Genomic DNA, 19,932 nt, shown 5'->3' with positions numbered 1-19,932 from the left:
GCCGGATCGGATCAATAGGCGATGCCGACACCCCGGCGCACGGCGGCCGGATCGTCGGCGAACCGCAGCACGGCCGAGGCGAGGTCGGCGCGGGAGAGGGACCATCCCCTGGGGACACCGCTGCCGATCGCGACCCGGTAGGTGCCAGTCGCGGGGCCGTTGGTCAGCCGCGGCGGCCGAACGATCGTCCACGCTGCGCTGCTGCCGGCGATGGCGTCCTCCATCGTCGCGAGATCCCGGTGGGAATCCCGGAACACCCACCCGACCAGCCGGTAGAGGAGCGGAGAGCGCCCGCCCCGCGCGCCGACCGGCGCGGCGCTGGTGACCACGATCCGCTCAATACCGCACTCCTCCATAGCGGCGAGGGCCGCGCGCGTCCACACGGTGGCCGGGCGGCCGTCTCTGATGCTGCCGTCCAGCACGGACAGAACCGCGTCGCTGCCCTTCATGCCGCTCGCCAGTGAAGATGCGGCCGTATCGCCGAGTGTTGCCTTTACCAGGCGCGGATGGTCGAGGGGGAGGCGCTGCGGGGAGCGGACGAACGCCGTGACATGGTGCCCCTCCTGGAGGGCGCGGGCGACCAGTAGGCGCCCGGTCCGTCCGGTCGCTCCGAATATCGACAGCCACACGTTCTCGTCCTCTCGTTCGCGGCAGCGGCCGGAGTCGGGTCGGCGGCGTCCGGCAGACGGTGTCCGGAGCCGTCCGGAGCCCCGCCCTGGCGAGCACCGGTCTACCGGCGCACCGGCGCGCGGGTTCCTCGCGTTGGCGGTACTTACCCCGCCGCCCGTATCGGGCCGACGCGTCCCCGGCGTTCGGGGAGCAGGGCCGCTGTCTCCGGGCAGCGCCCGGAGAGCATTTCCTGGTGGAGATGCTTGAGCTCGTGTCCAGGGTCGATGCCGAGCTCCTCGACCATGTTCCGATGCAGCATCCGGAACCGCTCCAGTGCTTCATGCCTCCGGCCCGAGCCGTAGAGCGCGATCATGAGGAGGCCGTGGATGTGCTCGTCGAGGGGGTTGGCCAGCACGAGAGACTTCAGTTCGCTGGAGACCTCCCGGTGCCGTCCGATCTGGAGGTCGGCCTCGATCCGGAGTTCGAGCGCGCGGAGCCGCAGCTCGCGCAGCCGGGTCGTGTACGTGTACAGCAGCTTGCCCTGTTCGACGTCGGCGAGCGGAGGGCCGCGCCAGAGGTCGACGGCCTCTTGCAACCGCTGGGACGCCGCCTGCACGTCGCCGGCCTCCAGCGCCGAGCGCCCAGCCCGGAATGCGCGCTCGAATTCCCGGATGTCCAGCCAGTGCCCGTCGGTTTCGAGTCTGTATCCGCGCGGATGTGTGCTCAGTATGTCCTGGAAACCTTTTCTATCGAATATTTTGCGCAGATGGTAAACATAGGTCTGAAGTGTCGTGGATGCGCTTTTCGGTGGAGCGGATCCCCAGAGTTCGTCGATGAACTCTTCAGGGAGGACGAGGGACCCTTCTCGCAGCATAAGCAGGGAGATTACCTGCCGAGGCTTGGCGGCGGTTGGTGTGATGCAATCGCCCGCGGAGATTTCCAGCGGGCCGAGGGCGCGAAATTTCATAGATGATCCCACCGTTGGATTGCCCCTGATTCCACGAAAGGTGATTCTTCCGGAAGCCGCGGTCTGCGTCAGCCCCTAAGGCCCCCGAGTGTTGGCGAGAGTGCCCACCCCTGAGTGCTGCGGCACCCCCTATCCCGGTCCGGCTTGCCCCGGTGCGCGGGCGCCGGGCCTGGTCAGCGGCGCCGTCCGCGGCGGGGGCGGGCTGCTCCTGCGCCGATCGGCCCACTGGTGCGGCAGCTCCGTGCGGACGCGGCGGCGGAGTACGCCCGCGGCCGACAGGAAGGGGAGGGGGCGGCTGCTTCCGGTGGGCCCTGAGTCGGCCGCCGGTGGCGGGGGGCCGGCCGGCCCTGCTCGAACCGGGCTGCACTTTCAGTGGAGGCCAGGACGGGGAGGCGTGCGAGGGGTTCCTCGAATCAGGCAGTCGGGTATATATTTGGAGACGCGAAGTGTTGGCCTGTAAATTGTTGGAGGTGAGTCGATGGCATCGGCCGAAGAGCGATACCCGAGGCCGCGATTCCGAGACCCATCAACCTCGGGATACTTGTATGCCGGGATTTCGGTGGCTCCGCCGCACGTGCCCCTGGTGCGCCGCAGCGCCGAGCGCGATGATGCGCTGGAGCACTGCCGAAAGCTTGCCAGGCGCCTGGAAGAAGGGCCCGAAGTGGTCCGCGCCCGGGTGTTCGAGGCTGTTCTCATGCCGCCATTGAAGGGGCTGCCGCGGTTTGACGTGCTGATGCTCGTGGAGACCTCCTCGCCGAGTACGATCTCCTACGTCCAGTCGTCTGCCCCGTTCCAGGAGATCGGGGCCGATATGGTGATGGCGGCGGTGAACCCGGCGCGTATCGGCGACACTGAGGACCCGTCGTCCGGCCTGTACCTGTTCAACCACTTCCGCGCCCCTGACGGCGACTCTGCAGTGCGCACCTGGAAGAGCGTGGCGGGCTGGTACACCGCCAAGACCGGCATCGACAACTCCACTCCACTGCAGGCGGTCGATGACGCGCGGTTCCCGTTCGTCAACTACGCGCGCCTGCCAGGGGGTGCCGCTCCTTTCCTTGTCAAGCAGCTGCTGCGGCCGAGTTTTCACCGCTTCGTCCGCGCGCGGCTCAAGGCCAGCGGAATGGCGGCCCTGCCCATCATCTGCAAGCCCTTGTGACTGAGGCCTAGAGCCGCGCGCCAGTTCGGGGACCCGAATGAATTACGATCCCCAGCATGGATGATGGTGACACCGCTCGCGACCTGGGGGTCCCCGACCCGTCCCTGGCCGAGGGGGTCCTCCGCTTCGTGCCGCTGCTGGAGAACTACTACCGCCGCGCCCACGAGGACATGCCCGACGAGCTTCGGGACCTCTTCCGCCGCCACCACCTCGCCGGGAGGCACGGAGCGGTGCTGGTCCAGCTGGTCAGCGGCGGGGAGATCACCGTGGGAAGCCTGTCGGAGCGCCTGAACGTGCACCTGTCGACCACCAGCGAGCTGGTAGCGGATCTGACGTGGGTCGGGCTCACAGAGCGCCGGCGTGATCCGAGCGATCGTCGGCGTGTCCTCGTCTCCCTTGCCGACGCATACCGGCCTCTGATGGAGCGGTTCGTCGCCAACCGGGCCGCGCCGCTCCTGCGGGTGCTGGCGCACTTGAGCCCAGAGGAGTTGAAGGGGTTCGCCGCCGGCCTGGAATTCTGGGCCGCCGAAGTGAGCTGATCCCCGCCGCTCTGCCGCTGTGGGTCCCCGTGCGATGCCGCCCCCCTGCATCGCACGGGGTGCCCGCGCTACCGGAGGGTACGCGTGGTCGCGTTCCCAGACGGCCGCTGTGCTCGCGTCGGGCCGTCCCGCCACCGAGACCGAACGTGCCCCCCGCGACAAAGGCGGTCGTCCATGCAAAGACATCGGCGGCGGATCCTTACCGCTGCGCTCCTCCTGCTTCCGATCGTGGTGCTCGCGCTAGTCGCAGAACGGGTCACCGGGCTCGAATCTGCGGCTGCGGCGGCGGGCGCGGATGACTACGAAGGCGATGCCCTCGGCCGGTTCTTCCTCAGCGCTGCTGTGGTCCTCGCGTGCTGCTTTGGCGCGGGCCGGATTGCCGACGCCATCGGCCAGCCCCGAGTCCTCGGCGAGATCGCCGCGGGAATCGTCCTGGGCCCGTCATTGCTCGGCGCGGTCGCACCGGGGGTCTCCGCCGTGCTCTTCCCCGAGTCTGTGCTTCCGCTCATGACGGGCGTGGCCCAGGTCGGGCTCGTCCTCTTCATGTTCGGGGTGGGCAGGGAGCTCGGCGGAATGCGGTTGCGCGGTGCTGTCGGCCGATCCCTCGCCATCAGCCAGGCGTCCCTCATGATTCCCCTGGCGGCCGGGGCCGCAACGGCTCTTCTGCTGGTCGACCGGTACATGCCGGCGGGCGTGCACCCGGGCGTCTTCGTCTTCTACATCGGGTGTGCCCTGAGCATCACCGCCTTCCCGGTGCTGGCGCGGATTATCTCCGAGACCGGCCTCAGCGGGTCGCTGCCCGGCCGCCTCAGCCTTTTCGCCGCGGCCGTGGGCGACTGCGGAAGCTGGATCCTGCTCGGGATCATCATCGCGGTGGCGCAGGGCACGGGTGTGCTCGGCGTTCTCGGCACCACAGCAGCGGCGGCTGCGATCATCGCCGTCGTCCTCGGCCCGCTGCGCGCACGGCTGGAGCGCTATGCCGGGGACGGCGCGCCCGCGCCGGCGGGCGGGCGGGGCACTACGGCGACGCTGGCGATACTGGCGATATGCGTGCTCGGGGCCGCCGCCCTGACCAGTGCACTCGGTGTTCACCAGCTCATCGGGGCGCTGGTCGTCGGTGTCGCCTGGCCCCGCCGCCACCCGGTTGCCCGGAAGGCGGCGGAGGCGGCCTCCGGCGCCTGCACCTTCCTGCTCCCCTTCTTCTTCGTGGGCTTCGGGTTCAGCGTCGATCTGACCGGCCTCGGGTTCCGCGACGGTTCGCTCGCGGTGCTCGCCCTGCTCGTCGCAGTGGCCGCCGCAACCAAGATCGTCGGCGCGGGCCTGTGCGCCCGCTTCACCGGTGTCTCCTGGCGGGACGCGGCAACCATCGGAGTCCTGCTGAACTCCCGGGGACTGACCGAGCTCGTCGTGCTTCAGGTCGGCTACGACACGGGCATCATCGACGGACGCCTCCTCGCGGTCCTCACCGCTGGCGCGCTGATCACCACGTTCGCCACCGGGCCCCTGCTCACAGTGGTCCGGCCGCACCGGGGGAGTGGACGGGAGGCCGGCGGCAGCGCGTCCGAGGACGGGGCGGACGAAGCTGTGCCTCCCTCCCCGGACGGGCCCCCGCCGGAGGTCGGTGTGGCGGTGGTGCAGCGCCCCAACCGTGATCCGGGCGGCTGACCGCGCGCTCCCCCTGCCGGCTTCGTGCGCGGTCTGCCCGGTCCGGCCGGGTGGCGGCCGGCAGAGCCGGCCGCTCGCAGGCGCGAGTGCGGCGCCACCCGGGAGCGTCCAGAGCCCGGGATTTGCCGTCACACCGCGTCGAAGCCCTGTTCGAGCGTTGCGAGGGTGCGGTCGAGCAGGGCGGGCAGCGGTTCGGTGCCGCCCTCCTCCTGCCACACGCGAACGGCGGAGAGCACCCCGCCCAGCAGGGCTCCGGCGGCGATGCGGGTGCGGAACGGCTCGGCCGCATCGCCGCCGCGCGCCGCAATCTGCTCGGCGAGGCTGTCCACGGCCTCGGTGAGGCGGCGGACCGCCGCCGCCTGTACCGAGGGCACCGACAGCAGCAGCCGGACGCGGCGGCGCTCCGGGCCCTCGCTCCACACCCCGGGGTCGGCGAAGTAGGCGGCCAGGCCGCGGCGGAGCGTCTCCAGCAGGGGGAGGCCGGCGTACTCGGCGGCGAACAGGCGCCCCAGCGCGGCGTCGCGGTTCGGGTTCCACAGCACGATCCCCTCCTTCGTCTGGAAGTAGCGGTAGACCGAGCTCGGCGACACTTCGGCCGCTTGGGCGATGCGCTCCACGGTGACCGCATCGAACCCCTCCTCCTCGAAGAGCTCCAGCGCCACCTCCCGGATGCGCCGCATCGCCCGGTCCCTTTTGCGCTCCCGCAACCCGTTCACCTCGCCCATGGGGCCAATCTAGCAGTCACTTCTTATTGACAGTGGCTTTCAAAAGACAGCGACTGTAAATTTGGTCTCCAGGGGCCGCGCCTCCGCGTCCCCGGACGAGAGGAGACCGCAATGACCGACATCGACGGCAGGACGGTGTTCATCACGGGGGGAGCGCGCGGTATCGGCCTGGGGATCGCCCGGGCGTTCGCCGATGCGGGGGCGCGAGTGGCTGTGGCCGACCTGTCCCGCGACGCGCTCGGCGAGGCCGCAGCAGACCTCGGCGCCCGTACCGAGGCCGCGGCGATCGAGCTCGACGTGCGCGACCGCGAGGCCTTCGCCCGCGCCGTGGACGAGGCAGAGGAGCGGCTCGGCCCCGTCGGGGTGCTGGTGAACAACGCCGGCATTACCCGCATGCTGCCGCCCGCCGAGATGTCCTACGAGGTATGGGACCGGGTCATCGGCATCAACCTCGGCGGCACCGTGAACGGCGTGCAGACCGTGCTGCCCCGCCTGCTGGAGCGCGGCTCCGGCGGGCACATCGTCAACGTGGCCTCCGGGGCGGGGCTGATCGGCAACACCGACCTCTCCTACTCCGCCTCCAAGTACGGCGTGGTGGGCCTGTCCGAGTCGCTGGCGGTGCAGCCGTCGCTGGCAGCAGCCGGGATCGGTGTCACGGTCGTGTGCCCCAGCTTCGTGCAGACCCGCATCGCCGCCAACAGCGCCGAGCCCGACGGTGCCGCCGACCCGGACCCCGAGCGCACCCGGCGCATCCTCGACTTCTTCGACCGCTTCGGGCTGCCCCCGGAGGCCGTGGGGCGCCAGGTCCTGGACGCCGTCCGCGGCGGCCGCCCCTACGTCATCACCGACCGGCTCCTCGAAGAGCGGATCCGCGAGCGCGCCGATGCCCTCGTGGGCGCGATGCCGCCCGCCACTGCGCTGGAGCAGGAGACCAGGGCCGCCCTCCACGAGCTCTTCGCTGCGGCGCAGGAGTAGCGGCGGATCCGCCCCGCCCCCGCAGCGAGGGGACGGGGTGTCCGGCCGCGCTACCGGCGAGTGTGGCGCCCCGTGCCGGGAATCGGCCAGGGCGCCGCTTTTTCGGTCTTCACTGATCCAGCATTCCTCCCGGCGAAAACGCGGAGAATCAGGGGGCGTTCCGCCCCGTTTCAGGTTGATTCACGGCGTGACTGCACTCCCGTCACATGTGCCCCAGCGCGAGCACGCGACCGAACCGCACCCGCCCTACCTCGGACGGGGGCGCGGGGCGGCGGAGCGCAGCCCGGGCGGGCAGGCCCGTGGTTTTGGTCCGCTTCGGCGGCGTGGCTGAGCGGGCGCCGTTGACCCCGTGTGCCCTCTCCTGGAAGTCTCGGCCATTCCCACGGATCACACTCGCCCCCTGTGAAAGTGACCGCGTGACTTCCCTTAACCCGGTTCCGCCGCCACTGCTGCGCCTTGACGACCCCGACCTCGACCTCCCCACCTTCGTGGACGGCTTGGACGAGGAGCACTTCCGGCGCGGGCTCATCCCCGTCGAGATGGAGAAGGGCGTCAGCGGGTGGCTCATGATCAGCATGAGCGTCCTGCACGAGGTCCTCAAGGACGAGCGGAGGTTCGCCCGCGACCCGAGGGCGTGGCGGGACTTCTGGGACGGCACCATCCCGGACGCCAGTCCGCTCAAGGCGCTCTACCCGCCGCGCCGGAACGCGCTGAGCGTGGACGGCGCCGAGCACGTGCGGCTGCGCTCGGCCCTGACCGGCGCGCTGGAAGAAGTGACGCTGAGCCGGGTCAGCCGCGAAGTCACCGAGACCGCCGACACCGTCATCGACTGGTTCTGCACCCGCGGCGAGGCCGACCTGGTCGCCGAGTACGCCAGCGTGCTGCCGCTGCTGGTGCTCTGCCGGCTGTTCGGGATGGACCAGCGCACCGGCATCCGGGTCGGCATGGCCATGCAGCGGCTCTGGGACGGCCAGTCCGACGCCGGGCACGCACACCGCGAACTGCGGGACATCCTCAACGACCACTCCGTGCGCTGCCGCCGGGCCCCCGGGCACGACATCACCAGCGGCATGGCCCAGCGCGGGCTGGACGACGAGGAGATCTGCGACCAGCTGATGCTGATCATGGCCGCGGCGCACGACCCGATCGCCTACGCCATCGCCAACACCCTGTCCGGGCTGCTGGGCTCGGCGCGGCTGCAGATGGTGGGGTCCACCTGGCTGATTAGCGAGACGCTCAACCACGGCCTGTGGCACCACCCGCCGCTGGAGACGCTGGTCGGCCGGTTCCCCACCGAGGAGGGCACCACGGTGGGCGGCTACCAGCTGCGCCGCGGCGACTGCCTGGTCATGGGCTTCGGCGCGGCCCAGCGCCACCTGCTGCGCACCACGGAGATGCCGGCCTCCAACCGCTCCTACGCCGTCTTCGGCATGGGGCCGCACGGCTGCCCCCAGCTCGCCCGGAACATCGCCCTGTCGACCGCGCAGACCGGCGTGGAGAGGCTGCAGCGCCGCCTGCCCGATCTGCGCCTGCGCCAGGTCGAGGTGGAGCGCCGCGCCTCCCCGGTGATCGCCGGGCAGAGCGCGCTCCCGGTCGAGTTCACCCCCGTCCGCCCCCTCTCTCCGCCCGACCCAGCACAGGAGGAGCAGTGGAGTCCGTCCCCCAAACAGCCGAGCGCATCCGACTCACCCTCGACGACCCCGAAGAGAACACCCGGCGCCTTCGAGCGGCTGGCCAAGTGGCTGAGGTTGATCTAGCCGGCCTGGAGCTCTACGCCGCCTGCGGCGACGATGCCCTGCGCACCGTGCTCGGCGACACCTCCGGCACCTTCCTGCGCGGCGGGGAGAACTGGCCCGCGCTGCAGGAGGGCGCGGTCGACCGCAGCCATCCGCTGGTTGCGCTCGTCGCCGACCTGCGCAGCCTGCTGGCGATCAACGGCACCGAGCACGAGGAGATCCGCCGCCTGCTGCGGCCGGCCTTCACCCCTGCCGCGGCCAAGCGGCGGCGCGGGCAGATCGAGGCGATCACGGACCGGCTGCTGGAGGAGATGGCGGCCAGCGGCCCCGAGGCCGATCTGCTCGACTTCGCCTGGTCGCTCACGGTGGAGGTCTTCCTCGACCTCTTCGGCCTGGACGGCACGCACGCGGACCGCTTCACCGACATCACCACCCGCGCCTTCGCGCTGAGCGATCCGGGCGTGCACGACGAGGCGCGCGAGTACATGGGCGCCATCATCGACGCCCGCCCCGCCGGGTCGGGCGACGACCTGGTCTCCCTGCTCGCCGACGCGCAGCGGGACGGCAGCATCTCCCGGCGCGATGCCGTCGACACCTGCTATCTCCTCATCGTCGCCGGCTTCGACACCACGCTCGGGGCCCTCCTCAACGCCGCCGGCGCCCTGCTGTCCCATCCCGGCCAGCGCGCGCTCGCGACCTCGGGCGAGGTGCCGTGGCCCCAGGCGGTCGAGGAGTGCCTGCGCCGGTACAGCTCAGTGGCCACCCTGCCGATCCTCTTCACCACCCGCGAGGTCGACCTCTGCGGCACGCCCCTGCCCCGGGGCGCCGGCATCCTGCTCGGCTACACCGCGGCCGCCCTGGACCCGGAGCGCTGGTCCGACCCCGAGGACTTCGACCTCACCCGCAACCCCAAGGGCCACCTCGCCTTCGGCCACGGCGCCCACTACTGCCTCGGCGTCCACCTCGCCCGGGTGGAGCTGGAGACCGCCCTCTCCGGGCTCTTCGGGCGCTTCCCGGAGATGGAGGTCGCCGGCGACATCCCGGCCCTCCCCAGCTTCATGATCCGCCGCCCGGCCAGCCTCCCCGTGCGGCTCGCTCCCTAGCTCCACCGCGCGCCCGGTCCGGGCGCCCCGCCGGCCCCGCGTTTCCCGGGGCGGCGGGGCGCCCCGGCCGGGCGCGCTTAGGTTGGGGGCATGGGCAAATACGGATGGATGTACCGGCTCGGATACACGCCGTGGGAGCGGTACGGGCCGGTGGCTCTGGCGCAGTTCGGGCGGCTGCTCGACCGCGAGGCGGGGGAGCAGCCGCCGGCCGGCCGGGCGCTCGACCTGGGCTGCGGGCGCGGGCGGTTCACCCGCGAACTCGCCCGGCGCGGCTGGGACGCCGTCGGGATCGACGCCGTGCCGCAGGCGGTGAGCGAGGCGGAGTCGGCCGGCGGAGCCGACTTCCGCGTGGCCGACGTGACCCGGCTGGAGTCGGAAGGGCTGGGCTCCTTCTCCCTCTTCCTCGACTGCGGCTGCTTCCAGGGACTCGGTCCGGAGCAGCGCACGGCCGAAGGGCGCGGTGTGACCGCCCTCGCCGAGCCGGGAGCCGTCCTCCTCCTGCTCGCCTTCGGCGACTCCAAATACCGCCGGATGGTCGAGGGGGCATCGCCGGAGGAGGTGGCCGCCGGCTTCCCGGACTGGGAGCTCACCCGCACCGAAGCGGCCAGCACCGAGGGCATGGGCTGGCCGATGGACCGCACCGCGCCGCAGTGGTACCGGTTCCAGTACCCCGCCGGCTGACCGCCGGGCCGGCGTGCCCGGGGCCGCGCCTGCGGGCGGCCGGAGGCGTGCACAGTGCACAGCAGTGCTGCAGGGTCGGCTTCCCGGACCGGGCTTGACGCCATTGGCTAACAACATTAGCTTAAAGCTATAGAGATTAGCCATGGAGGCTGCCATGACCGAATTCCTCGCCGTCGACGGCGGGACCATCGCCTATGAGGTGCAGGGCGAAGGGCCGCTCATCGTCCTCGCCCACGGCATGGGCGACCACCGCGCCGCCTACCGGGCGCTCACCCCGGACCTGGTCCGGGCCGGCTACCGGGTCGCGGCGGTCGACCTGCGCGGCGCGGGCGAATCCAGCACCGGCTGGACCGACTGGAGCCGCACCGCCATCGCCGGCGACCTGCTCGCCGTCATCCGCCACCTGGGCGGGCCGGCCGTCCTGGTCGGCCACTCCATCTCCGGCGGAGCGGCCACCATCGCCGCCGCCGAATCGCCCGACCTGGTCACCGCGGTCGTGGAGATCGCACCGTTCACCCGGGCGCAGTCGGTGGGGCTCGGCGCGCTGAAGTCGGCGCGCGTCCGGCGCGGCATGGTCCGCCTGCTCGGCGCAGTCGGCCTGGGCAGCGTGCGGATGTGGCAGTCCTACCTGGAGGCCGCCTACCCCGGCCCCAAGCCGGCCGACTGGGCCGAGCGCCTCGACCGCATCGGCGCGCTGCTGCGCGAACCCGGCCGGATGGCCGCGCTCAAGGGCATGGGCGCCACCGCGCCCGCCGACGCCGGCGCGCGCCTGGGCGGCGTCCGCTCCCCGGTCCTGGTCATCATGGGCACACTCGACCCGGACTGGGCCGACCCGGCCGCCGAGGGCGCCGCGGTCGTGGCTGCGCTGCCGGACGGCCTCGGCCGCCTCGAACTGGTCGAGGGCGCCGGGCACTACCCGCACGACCAGTTCCCCGAGCAGGTCGCCGCAGTCCTGCTCGGCTTCCTCCGCGCGGAGGTCCCCGGTGCCTAGGGCGGGACTGGACACCGCAGCCGTGGTGGCGGCGGGCGCGGATCTGGCCGACGAGACGGGCCTGGCCGGCCTCACCATGGGACGGCTCGCGCAGCGGCTGGGCGTGCGCGCGCCGTCGCTGTACAAGCACGTCGCCGGGCAGGACGAGCTGCTGCGCGGCATCGCCGCCTTGGCGATGGGCCAGGCGGCCGACGCCATGGGCGCCGCCATCCAGGGCCGTGCGGGCCGCGACGCGCTGGCCGCCGCAGCGCACGCCTTCCGCGCCTTCGCCGTGGAGCACCCCGGCCGGTATGCGGCCACCATCGGCCGGGAGCCCGAGGGCCCCGACGACCCGCTCGCCGCGCCGAGCCTGCGCTGGCTCGACACGTTCACCGCGATCCTGCGCGGCTACGGCGTCGGCCCGGACGACCGCGACCACGCCCTGCGCCTGCTCCGCAGCCTCTTCCACGGCTTCGCCACCCTGGAGGGGCAGCGCGGCTTCCAGTGGAGTACCGACGTCGACGCGAGCTTCGAATGGCTGATCGCCTTCACCGACCGCGGCCTGCGCTCCCTCTGACCTCCGGCCCGGCCGGTCCGCACCGCTCTCCGGACCGCTCTTCGGACCGCAGCCGGCGCCGGGCAGATCACTGGCGGCGGCGCTCCTACCGGGCGGACGACGCGCAGCCGATGCAGGTCCGGGCGGTGGGGCGCGCTTCGAGGCGCGCCGCGGCGATGGGGCCGCCGCAGACCTCGCAGGTCGTGTACGTGCCCGCGCGCAGCCGTTCGGCGGCCAGATCGAGGGCGGCGAGCTCGGACCGCACATGGGCGCGCAGTGCCGCGACCCGCTCGCGCTCATAGGCGATCCCCGGGCCCTCGGGGTCGTGCTCGTCGTCGTTGGCCGCAGACGCGGCCGCGTCGACGACGCCGTTCCACTCGCGCTGCAGCGTCTCTGCCAGCGCTTCGGCCTCAGCGCGGGCCCGGCGGATCCGCTGTTCCGCCGCGCGCCGCCCGGCCCCGGACAACTCCGCCGCATAGTTCATCGTGCGACCTCCAACGCCGCCCGAGTGCCGGGGATTCCGCGCTGGAATCCCACTGCGCGTTCCGGATCCGGGAGCGATGCGGGCAAAAGCGGCAAGGTCGCCGTAAGGATACGGAATCATCGCGAAACGTGCAGATGGGGAACGCGCTGCCGGGCGGGCGGGTCTGTTGGACGTAGCCCACTCAACGCTGTGAGGAGCCCGCAATGCGGCAGACCCGAGGTCACCGAATCACCACCGGAACGGCTCTGGGGGTGCTGCCGCTCTTCTTCGCCGCCGGCTGCTCCTTCAGTTTCGGCGGCTCCGGCGCGGTCGACGCCGATCAGGTTGCCGAGCGCTCCAGCGCGATGCTGGCCGAGCAGGTCGGCCAGACCCCGGACGATTTCACCTGCGCCGACGACCTTCCGGCCGAAGTCGGGGCCGAGATCCGCTGCGAGCTCGCCAGCGGCGGCGACACTATGGGCGTGACCATCACGGTGACCGAGGTGGCCGGACAGGACGTCAACTGGGACATCGAGGTCGACGACGAGCCGGCTGGGGACAGTGCGGCCGGCGGCGGCGCCGAGGAAGCGGGCGAGCCCGCCCCCGGGGGCAACACCGGCACGGCGACCGAGGGCGTGGTGGCCGCCGAAGACGTCGCGGAGCAGTCTGCGGCCGCACTGGAAGCCGAGGTCGGCCAGACTCCGGAGGACTTCTCCTGCTCCCAGGGCCTGCGCGCGGAGGTCGGCACCGAGATCCGCTGCAACTTCCAGGGCGACGGGACCCTCTACGGCGTGACCATCACCGTGACCGAGGTCAACGGGGACGACGTCAGCTGGGACATCAAGGTCGACGACCAGCCCCTGTAGCACTGGTTCACCACTCGCCCCCGGAAGCGGGAGAGGCGGGGCGCGGGCATGGCCGCGGTGCTTCCGGGCAGGCCCGCTCGGCCCCAGGAACGGGCACCTACCGGCGAGCTCCCCCAGCGGTTCGGCGCTGGCTGGTCGCGGTTACCCGCCGGACCCGGGACCGCCGCCCCGCCGCGGGGTCCGCTCGGGTGCTCCCGAAGAACGTGTAGCTTCCGTTGGAGCAAGGCATCCAAGCGCCGCCGTTTCGGGAACCGTTGAGTCGAATGTTCGTTATGGGTGTTGTGCCGTTTTTTCTAGAAGTGAATGAAAACGGCCTCTGCCGCTCATAAAGGAGCAGGTCATCCAGTGTGCTCCCCGCGCACGCGGGGATGGTCCCCGGACGCACCTGGCGCTGGGCGATGGCGATCAGTGCTCCCCGCGCACGCGGGGATGGTCCCGGCCTCGCCACCGCAGTGCTCAGTCACGCCGAGTGCTCCCCGCGCACGCGGGGATGGTCCCGGTGTACCCGGCGTCCGGGTAGTTGTACTTGAGTGCTCCCCGCGCGCGCGGGGATGGCCCCTCGGCTGGGTCGGGGGTGTTGCGGCGCTGTGCGTGCTCCCCGCGCACGCGGGGCCCCGGAGTTGCGCATGCTGCCTGGTTGGGGGGACCGGATGAAGGGTGGATCGGGTCTATAAACGCGTCACACGGGAGATGGAGTGGCGTGTGCTCAGCGTGCTGGAGAACCCGGTGGTGGGGGAGTAGGCAAGGCTCACCCGTCAGGAGCTTGGCTTTGGTGCCAGGGTGTGAAGAGCACTACCGCGGAGAGCGGGATCCCGGAGGATCCCGCTAAGAAGATGATCTCCCAAGGCGGGATAGTCATCTTCGTCGTTATCGTCAGATAACCCTCTGACCTGCAGGGAAACTGGTGGGCGATACAGGATTCGAACCTGTGACCTCTACCGTGTCAAGGTAGCGCTCTAACCAACTGAGCTAACCGCCCGGGTAAGTGGGAATGCGAGGCGGAGACGGGAATCGAACCCGTGTACAGGGATTTGCAGTCCCTTGCCTAAGCCACTCGGCCACTCCGCCGCGGGCCAGAAGCCGCCTGATCTCCGAGCGGACGACGGGATTCGAACCCGCGACCCTCACCTTGGCAAGGTGATGCTCTACCAGCTGAGCCACGTCCGCGTGATACCGGAGCGCTGCTCCGGGATCCAGGGGTGCACCGGTTCCCCAGGGATCCGGTGCGGCGGGCCGCCGAAGCGGCCTCGAGCGGACGACGGGATTCGAACCCGCGACCCTCACCTTGGCAAGGTGATGCTCTACCAGCTGAGCCACGTCCGCATCTCAGTGGACTTCCGGCCGCCCGGTGGGGTCCGCCGTGTCCGCTGCGATGCCTGAACTCTAGCGGAATTTCGGCGTGAGTGCGAAACGATTCCCGCTCGGGCTGCCCGCGGACCTCCGGATCCGCCGGAAGCGGCGCCGGGCAGCGCCGCGCCGGCCCGGGGACCTCCCGTGCACGGGAAGGCGCCCGGGCCCGCAGGCAAGCCCCGCAGTCCGGCCCCGTTTCCGCTGTCCGCGCCTGGCGGGCGCAGCGGGTTCGCGTCAGCCCTCGGTGGACGTGGAGACGGGGACGTCGGGGCGCGGCGGCGCCGAAAGGTACTGGCCGACCCGCTGGATCACCTTGTTCATCTCATAGGCGATCAGGCCGACGTCGCTGTCGGTGTCGGAGAGCAGCGCCATACACGCGCCCTCGCCGGCCGCGGCAACGAACAGGAATGCCCCGTCCATCTCGATGATGCTCTGCCGGATGCTGCCGGCGCTGAACTGGCGGCTCGCTCCGCCCGCAAGGCTGTGCAGCCCGGACGCGATGGCCGAGAGGGATTCGGCCGCGGGCCGTTCCAGCCCGCTGGAGGAGGCCATCAGCAGGCCGTCGGTGGACAGCACGATCGCGTGCCGGGTGCCCTGGGCCCGCGTGAGCAGGTCGTCTAGCAGCCAGCTCAGTTCGCCGGGGGCGGTGCTCCGTATGGTCATGACTCTCTAGATCTGTCGTCGGTGGGGCGGGGCCGGCTCCCGGGCATGTAGCGGGGATCCGCGGGAGCAATCCCCGTAAGCGTTGCCCAGATGATAGCCATTCGTAACCCGTGCCGTCCGGATTCCGCCGAGGGACCCGGGTCTGCGGGGCCCGGCCGGCCTCCGGTCATGGCGGAACTGCCAGCAGTGACGGACCCGGCCCGGCAGGTGGGGCCCTTCCCTGCGGCCGATGCCGGACACGGGTATTGCGTGGGTTCCGCCCCGATGGGCTGAAACGCGGGCTGCTGGGACGGGCCGTCGAGGCCGGGCGGGGCCGTGTCGCGAACGCGCCGCAGCGCCCCCCGCCGCGCACCCCGCCGCCGCGTCTGCTCTGCGAGCGCCTTCGCCGAGTGCTTCTCGTCACGCTCGGCGCCGCAGGACGGCCGGGCCGCCGCCCCGCCGGATGCGCGTGGCAGGATCGGTCCCGACCGGCGGTGTGGCCAATGACCGCCGATGAACGTCTGAGGTGAGAGCGATGCGCGTGTGGATCGCGGGGGCCGGGCACGGCCGCGGCGAAGTCGTCGATTCCCAGGAGGCGCGGATTCCCGCGCTGGACCACGGGATCACCGTGGGCGACGGCGTCTTCGAGACGGTGAAGGGCATCGGCGGACAGCCGTTCGCGCTCTCCCGCCATCTGCGCCGGCTGGGCCGCTCAGCGGTGGGGCTCGGCCTGCCGGAGCCCGACCTGGACCTGATCGCGGACGGTGTGCGGGCGGCGGTCGACGCCAACCCCGACATCGGCCCCAGCCGGATCCGGATCACCGTGACCGGCGGCCCGGGGCCGCTCAGCTCCGACCGGGACTCCGCCGAGGCCACCTACCTGGTGGCGCTCGCGCCGTTCACCCCGTCCGCGCCGTCGTCCGCGGTCGCGGTCGTGCCCTGGACGCGCAATGAGAACGGGGCGCTGACCGGACTCAAGACGACGTCCTATGCCGACAACGTCCGCGCCCTCGCCTTCGCCAAGGCGCGCGGCGCGGACGAGGCCGTCTTCGCCAACACCCGCGGCGACCTGTGCGAGGGCACCGGAAGCAACATCTTCGCGGTGGTCGGCGGGCGGCTGCTGACCCCGGAGCTGGAGTCCGGCCCGCTCGCGGGGATCACCCGGGAGCTGGTGCTGGAGTGGGCCGGCGGGGAGGAGGCCGCGGTGCCGATGTCGGCGCTGGACGAGGCGTCCGAAGTGTTCCTCACCTCGACGGGGCGCGACGTGCAGCCGATCCGCTCGGTCGACGGCCGCGCCGTTCCGGCCGTTCCCGGACCGGTCACCCGGAAGGCCATGGAGGTCTTTGCCGAGCGCTCCGCCTCCGACCTCGACCCGTGACCGGCAGCGCCCGGCCGGCCTCCTGAAGGCGGTGCCGCGCCTGCCGCGTCCGGCACGCCGCGCGTGCGGCGCCGGCGGCACGGACGGAACAGCGAAAACGGCGGTGCTGCGCCCCGGACTGGGGCGCAGCACCGCCGTTTTCGCCGCAGAGACGGCTTACGCGGTGGTGGCAGAGGGCTCGCCGTACTTTTCAGGGAATCTTCGGTTCGCGCTGTTTTGCTCTGCTCTGCGCCGGGTAAACCACTTTCAGTACATGTGCGATCACTCTGCTGGGGCCGGGGCATGCGCGACCGGAGGCGCTCCCGTTGCTTCCGGGGGCGCGCCGCCGCGGCGGTTCAGGAGTAGAGGTGGCGCTCGATCTCGGCGTCGAGGTCGACGTGGCCGCCCTCTTCGCCCGCCGGCACGATCTCGTAGGTGCGGTGCAGGAACTCCGCCAGCGGCGCGACGGGAGCGTCGAACTCCGCGTGGCCGAACGGCGAGGACAGTGCGATGTTGACGGTGCGCTCGTCGCCGTCCTTGGCGGGCCAGACCTGGACGTCGCCCTCGCCGACCGGGCGCACGATGCCGACGGTCAGGAGTTCGCGGGCGAAGATCCATTCGACCGGCTCGTCCTCGCCGGTGTGGAAGGCCACCTTGATCGCGTACGGGTCATCGGCGGTGTAGTCGATCCGCGCGACGAGGGGGACCGACGTACGCTCCGGGACCAGGAGCTGCAGGCCGAGCTCGGCGCTGGCCGTGGTGCCGCTGCTGTTCATGTTCGCCAAACCTTTTCTCGTCCGGCCCCGCGGGGCAAGGATCGCTGCCGTCTCACCCGCTCCACGGCGGTGGGCCGCTTTCCATGACGCGTGCTCGCGGGACTTTTCGCTAAGGGATCGCCAAGCTGCGCCCAAGCGGAGTCTCACCGATCCTTCGTCACTGTAATGAGCTGCGGAAACCAGTAATTTCCGGTTCATATGTGTCCCGCGTCACCCAGCTTGGGGCAGCCCGGTGACCCGCTCGTCGGCCGTCGTTCACATCCCCTTTACTGAAGGGGATTCACGTTTTGCGCGATCCTGAACGAGGCGACCGCGTCCTTGGTGAGACCTCAGTCACACACCTCGCCGGACCGCCGGGGGCGCGGGTTGCGCGAGCACCCCGCCGGATGCGCTAGAGTTCTACATGTTCGCCCCGCCGGGAGAGCGGGAGACACCAGGGCGATTAGCTCAGTTGGCTAGAGCGCGTCGTTCACACCGACGAGGTCACTGGTTCGAGTCCAGTATCGCCCACCCTGGTTTCAGGTCGGCTTCGTTCTGCGGAGTCGGCCTTTTTTCATGGGGATTCGGCCAGTCCGCAGTCGCGGTCCGGTCCTCCGCCCCGCTGCGCTGTGCGGCCGCTGCTCACCCCCTGCGACCACTCCGACGTGCGCCCGTGCGATCCGGTTCGGACAGACCCCCGTGAACTGCGCAACAGTGCAGCCCCCGGTGGCCGCTTTCAGTCGCCGGCGCTGCCCCCGGTCACCCGTAGTTAAGAGCCGGGCCGATATCCGCTGCGCTGCCGGCGCCGTTCGCGGCGGGCGGCCCGGCGCTCCCGGCGCTGCCGCTCGATCGCCAGGGCCTTCTCCTTGCCCTTGACCGCGTAGGTGCGGGCCCGCCGCAGCAGGCCGTGCGCCCAGCCGAACTCGGTCGACAGGATGGCCAGGCCGAGGATGATCGCCGCAATGCCCGGACCGGGCGTGATGCTCATGATCAGGCCGGCCGTCAGCACCGCTCCGCCGACGACGGCCACCGCGGTCCGCCAGGTCGCGTGCAGGACGGGGTGGGCATGCATGGCGCGCCGCCACAGCCGCATGCGGACGCGCGTCCGGCGCCAGGCGCGGCGCCCGCGCGGGCCGGCCCTCTGTCGCGGTGCCGCCGCGTCCGTGGGGACCTCGGGACCGCTGCCCGGCTCCGGATCCGGTGCGTCAAGACCGGTGGGTGGGGCCTGAGTCATGCCCGACAGGATATCGGTCGCATCAAGGTCGGGTATACGGTCCGAAACGCTGACGTTGCCGATCGGGCGTCCGTGCCGCCGCTGCGCCCCTGCTCTGCGCCGTGTTCAGCGGTGTGCCCGCAGTGCCGTGATCCGGCGCGCCGCGTCGGCGGCCGCGTCGAACGGGTGGATCCACTCCGCTGCGGCCTCCTCGATGGCGCAGAGCCGGCGGGCCCGCTCCTCCGGGGAGAGGCCCGTGCCGGGGGCCGCGGCCGGGAGGGTGTCGAACCCCAGGCCCTGCACGCGCCGCACGCGCTCAGCGCGGGCGCGGGAGAAGGCCGAGAGGGCGCGGCCCGCGCTGAGCGCGTCGGCGCGGAGCAGGAACTGCGCCAGGACCGCGCCGTCCTCGACCGCCTGGTCCACGCCGCGCGAAATGTGCGGCAGCATCGGGTGGGCGGCGTCGCCGATCAGGACGACGCGGCCACCGGTCCACGCCTCCACCGCCGGCCGCTCGCTCAGGTCCCAGCGGCCGACCTGCTCGACCCGCTGCACCACCGAGAGCAGGTCCGGATGCCAGCCGCTCAGCCGGCCGTACAGCTCGGCGGCGCGCCCGTCCGCGCTCCACCGGTCCGCCGGCGCACCCGGCGGCAGCAGGGTCGCCGAGACCGCGGCCGCCCCGTCCGCTGCGGGCTGCACGGTGGCGGTCCCGCCCGGCCCGAGCCACACGCTGATCCGCGGCGGACCAGCCGCTGCTGCGGCAACCGCCGGTGCGGGCACCACACCGCGGTAGACCGCGAGGTCGAGGGGGCGCGCTTCCGCGCTGCGGAGCAGCGGCCGCAGCAGTGAATGGACGCCGTCGGCGGCGACCACCACGTCGCCGTGCAGCACGTGCCCGTCGGAGCAGCGCACCTCCACCTCGTCGCTGTTCTCCAGGATGTCGGTGACATAGCGGCCCTGCTGGACCGCCGAGCGCGGCACGGCCTCCCGCAGCAGCGCGTGCAGGCGGGGGCGGAGCAGGGTGAGCTCGGGGGCCCCGAACCGCTCCGCGGCTGCCGCGCCGAGCCGGGTGCGGTGCAGCAGCCGGCCGCTGGCGCCGTCGCGGACGTCGCGCTCCTCCGGCCGCACCGATGCCGCAGCCAGCTCCCGGCGCAGGCCGATGCCGGTCAGCAGCCGCGTGGAATTGGGGCCGAGTCGAACCCCCGATGCGATCGTGTCCGGATACGGCGCCTGGTCGACGAGGACGCACGCGCGGCCCGCTCTGGCCAGCGCCGCCGCTGCAGTGAGTCCGGCGATGCCGGCTCCGACGATCACGATGCGCACGCGCTGCCCCCCGTGCCGCTGCCGCGGCTGAGACGTCCGTTCAGCCGTCTGCATACCCGCGCCGCGCCCGCGTATCTACCCGCGGCGCCGGCGGCCTGGGCGGCGCCCGGCCGACCCTCGGCCGCCCGCGGGGGAGGGACCCGCGCCGGGCCGGGCGGGCTGCGCCGCAAACGGGCGGCGCGGACCGCCCAGCCGATAGCATCGGGGCAGGCGGCGCCGGAATACGGCCCGCCTGCGCCGTCTTCCGTGCGCACCCCGCAGACGATCCCGAAGCGATGAGGAGT

Annotated in this window: 19 protein-coding genes and 5 tRNA genes; 12 read left to right on the top strand and 12 right to left on the bottom strand. The window is 72.0% G+C overall.

Features of this window, described 5'->3' with window-relative positions; genetic code table 11:
- Positions 1 to 11: 11 nt before the first annotated feature.
- A complete protein-coding gene (locus ACYVGT_RS12160; RefSeq protein ID WP_460857269.1) occupies positions 12 to 629 on the bottom strand; it encodes an NAD(P)-dependent oxidoreductase in 618 nt (205 codons plus the stop codon).
- Positions 630 to 772: 143 nt separating this feature from the next.
- Entirely contained in the window at positions 773 to 1,576 is an 804-nt protein-coding gene (locus ACYVGT_RS12155; protein ID WP_460857267.1) for an AfsR/SARP family transcriptional regulator, read from the bottom strand.
- 694 nt (positions 1,577 to 2,270) lie between these two features.
- Here ACYVGT_RS12155 and ACYVGT_RS12150 point away from each other — a divergent pair.
- The 3 genes from ACYVGT_RS12150 (at position 2,271) to ACYVGT_RS12140 (ending at position 4,936) form a co-directional block, all read left to right on the top strand.
- Positions 2,271 to 2,732: a hypothetical protein gene (locus tag ACYVGT_RS12150; RefSeq protein ID WP_460857265.1), complete on the top strand. Its 462-nt coding sequence runs from the start codon at positions 2,271 to 2,273 to the stop codon at positions 2,730 to 2,732.
- Between the two features lie 56 nt (positions 2,733 to 2,788).
- Positions 2,789 to 3,271, top strand: coding sequence for a MarR family winged helix-turn-helix transcriptional regulator (locus tag ACYVGT_RS12145; RefSeq protein ID WP_460857263.1), 483 nt, complete (start codon positions 2,789 to 2,791; stop codon positions 3,269 to 3,271).
- Between the two features lie 174 nt (positions 3,272 to 3,445).
- Positions 3,446 to 4,936, top strand: coding sequence for a cation:proton antiporter domain-containing protein (locus tag ACYVGT_RS12140; RefSeq protein WP_460857261.1), 1,491 nt, complete (start codon positions 3,446 to 3,448; stop codon positions 4,934 to 4,936).
- Positions 4,937 to 5,064: 128 nt separating this feature from the next.
- Here the strand turns inward: ACYVGT_RS12140 and ACYVGT_RS12135 are convergent, their stop codons facing one another.
- Positions 5,065 to 5,661 (bottom strand): acyl-CoA-like ligand-binding transcription factor, encoded by a 597-nt coding sequence (locus ACYVGT_RS12135; protein WP_460857259.1) that lies wholly within the window; start codon positions 5,659 to 5,661, stop codon positions 5,065 to 5,067.
- Between the two features lie 111 nt (positions 5,662 to 5,772).
- Here ACYVGT_RS12135 and ACYVGT_RS12130 point away from each other — a divergent pair, with 111 nt between their 5' ends.
- The 6 genes from ACYVGT_RS12130 (at position 5,773) to ACYVGT_RS12105 (ending at position 11,703) form a co-directional block, all read left to right on the top strand.
- Positions 5,773 to 6,636, top strand: coding sequence for an SDR family oxidoreductase (locus ACYVGT_RS12130; RefSeq protein ID WP_460857256.1), 864 nt, complete (start codon positions 5,773 to 5,775; stop codon positions 6,634 to 6,636).
- 416 nt (positions 6,637 to 7,052) lie between these two features.
- Positions 7,053 to 8,393 (top strand): cytochrome P450 family protein, encoded by a 1,341-nt coding sequence (locus tag ACYVGT_RS12125; protein WP_460857253.1) that lies wholly within the window; start codon positions 7,053 to 7,055, stop codon positions 8,391 to 8,393.
- A complete protein-coding gene (locus tag ACYVGT_RS12120; protein ID WP_460857251.1) occupies positions 8,375 to 9,475 on the top strand; it encodes a cytochrome P450 in 1,101 nt (366 codons plus the stop codon). Before ACYVGT_RS12125 ends, ACYVGT_RS12120 begins: the two co-directional genes overlap by 19 nt.
- Before the next feature lie 90 nt (positions 9,476 to 9,565).
- Entirely contained in the window at positions 9,566 to 10,156 is a 591-nt protein-coding gene (locus tag ACYVGT_RS12115; protein WP_460857249.1) for a class I SAM-dependent methyltransferase, read from the top strand.
- A 154-nt stretch (positions 10,157 to 10,310) separates the two neighbouring features.
- Positions 10,311 to 11,147, top strand: a complete 837-nt coding sequence (locus ACYVGT_RS12110) for an alpha/beta fold hydrolase (protein WP_460857247.1) — start codon at positions 10,311 to 10,313, stop codon at positions 11,145 to 11,147.
- On the top strand, positions 11,140 to 11,703 hold the full coding sequence (locus tag ACYVGT_RS12105) for a TetR/AcrR family transcriptional regulator (protein WP_460857245.1): 564 nt from the start codon (positions 11,140 to 11,142) through the stop codon (positions 11,701 to 11,703). Before ACYVGT_RS12110 ends, ACYVGT_RS12105 begins: the two co-directional genes overlap by 8 nt.
- An 85-nt stretch (positions 11,704 to 11,788) precedes the next feature.
- On the opposite strand, the gene ACYVGT_RS12100 is transcribed toward ACYVGT_RS12105, so the two are convergent.
- Complete coding sequence (locus tag ACYVGT_RS12100; protein WP_460857243.1) at positions 11,789 to 12,166, bottom strand: TraR/DksA family transcriptional regulator; 378 nt, start codon at positions 12,164 to 12,166, stop codon at positions 11,789 to 11,791.
- A gap of 203 nt (positions 12,167 to 12,369) precedes the next feature.
- On the opposite strand from ACYVGT_RS12100, the gene ACYVGT_RS12095 reads away from it, so the two are divergent.
- Entirely contained in the window at positions 12,370 to 13,011 is a 642-nt protein-coding gene (locus ACYVGT_RS12095; RefSeq protein ID WP_460857241.1) for a DUF4333 domain-containing protein, read from the top strand.
- 902 nt (positions 13,012 to 13,913) lie between these two features.
- Here ACYVGT_RS12095 and ACYVGT_RS12090 read toward each other — a convergent pair.
- The 5 genes from ACYVGT_RS12090 to ACYVGT_RS12070 all read right to left on the bottom strand — a co-directional run bounded on the left by ACYVGT_RS12090 (position 13,914) and on the right by ACYVGT_RS12070 (position 15,024).
- Positions 13,914 to 13,990, bottom strand: a tRNA-Val gene (locus ACYVGT_RS12090).
- A gap of 17 nt (positions 13,991 to 14,007) precedes the next feature.
- A tRNA-Cys gene (locus ACYVGT_RS12085) sits at positions 14,008 to 14,079 on the bottom strand.
- 26 nt (positions 14,080 to 14,105) lie between these two features.
- Positions 14,106 to 14,178 (bottom strand) — tRNA-Gly (locus tag ACYVGT_RS12080).
- Between the two features lie 83 nt (positions 14,179 to 14,261).
- Positions 14,262 to 14,334 (bottom strand) — tRNA-Gly (locus ACYVGT_RS12075).
- A gap of 261 nt (positions 14,335 to 14,595) precedes the next feature.
- Positions 14,596 to 15,024, bottom strand: coding sequence for a roadblock/LC7 domain-containing protein (locus ACYVGT_RS12070; RefSeq protein WP_460857239.1), 429 nt, complete (start codon positions 15,022 to 15,024; stop codon positions 14,596 to 14,598).
- A 514-nt stretch (positions 15,025 to 15,538) separates the two neighbouring features.
- Here ACYVGT_RS12070 and ACYVGT_RS12065 point away from each other — a divergent pair.
- The gene (locus ACYVGT_RS12065; protein WP_460857237.1) at positions 15,539 to 16,381 is read left to right on the top strand and encodes an aminotransferase class IV; all 843 of its coding nucleotides are present in this window, start codon (positions 15,539 to 15,541) and stop codon (positions 16,379 to 16,381) included.
- Positions 16,382 to 16,716: 335 nt separating this feature from the next.
- Here the strand turns inward: ACYVGT_RS12065 and ACYVGT_RS12060 are convergent, their stop codons facing one another.
- Positions 16,717 to 17,136: an SsgA family sporulation/cell division regulator gene (locus tag ACYVGT_RS12060; protein WP_460857235.1), complete on the bottom strand. Its 420-nt coding sequence runs from the start codon at positions 17,134 to 17,136 to the stop codon at positions 16,717 to 16,719.
- 436 nt (positions 17,137 to 17,572) lie between these two features.
- On the opposite strand from ACYVGT_RS12060, the gene ACYVGT_RS12055 reads away from it, so the two are divergent.
- Positions 17,573 to 17,646: transfer RNA gene (locus tag ACYVGT_RS12055), tRNA-Val, on the top strand.
- A gap of 238 nt (positions 17,647 to 17,884) precedes the next feature.
- Here ACYVGT_RS12055 and ACYVGT_RS12050 read toward each other — a convergent pair.
- Together ACYVGT_RS12050 and ACYVGT_RS12045 are read right to left on the bottom strand one after the other, a co-directional pair.
- On the bottom strand, positions 17,885 to 18,187 hold the full coding sequence (locus ACYVGT_RS12050; protein ID WP_460857232.1) for a PGPGW domain-containing protein: 303 nt from the start codon (positions 18,185 to 18,187) through the stop codon (positions 17,885 to 17,887).
- Between the two features lie 267 nt (positions 18,188 to 18,454).
- On the bottom strand, positions 18,455 to 19,648 hold the full coding sequence (locus ACYVGT_RS12045; RefSeq protein WP_460857231.1) for an FAD-dependent monooxygenase: 1,194 nt from the start codon (positions 19,646 to 19,648) through the stop codon (positions 18,455 to 18,457).
- Positions 19,649 to 19,932: the final 284 nt, after the last annotated feature.

It is taken from the genome of Nocardiopsis coralliicola, from assembly GCF_054779695.1.
The sequence above is the reverse complement of the archived record's forward strand: the minus strand, read 5'-3'. Positions and strand labels throughout refer to the sequence as shown.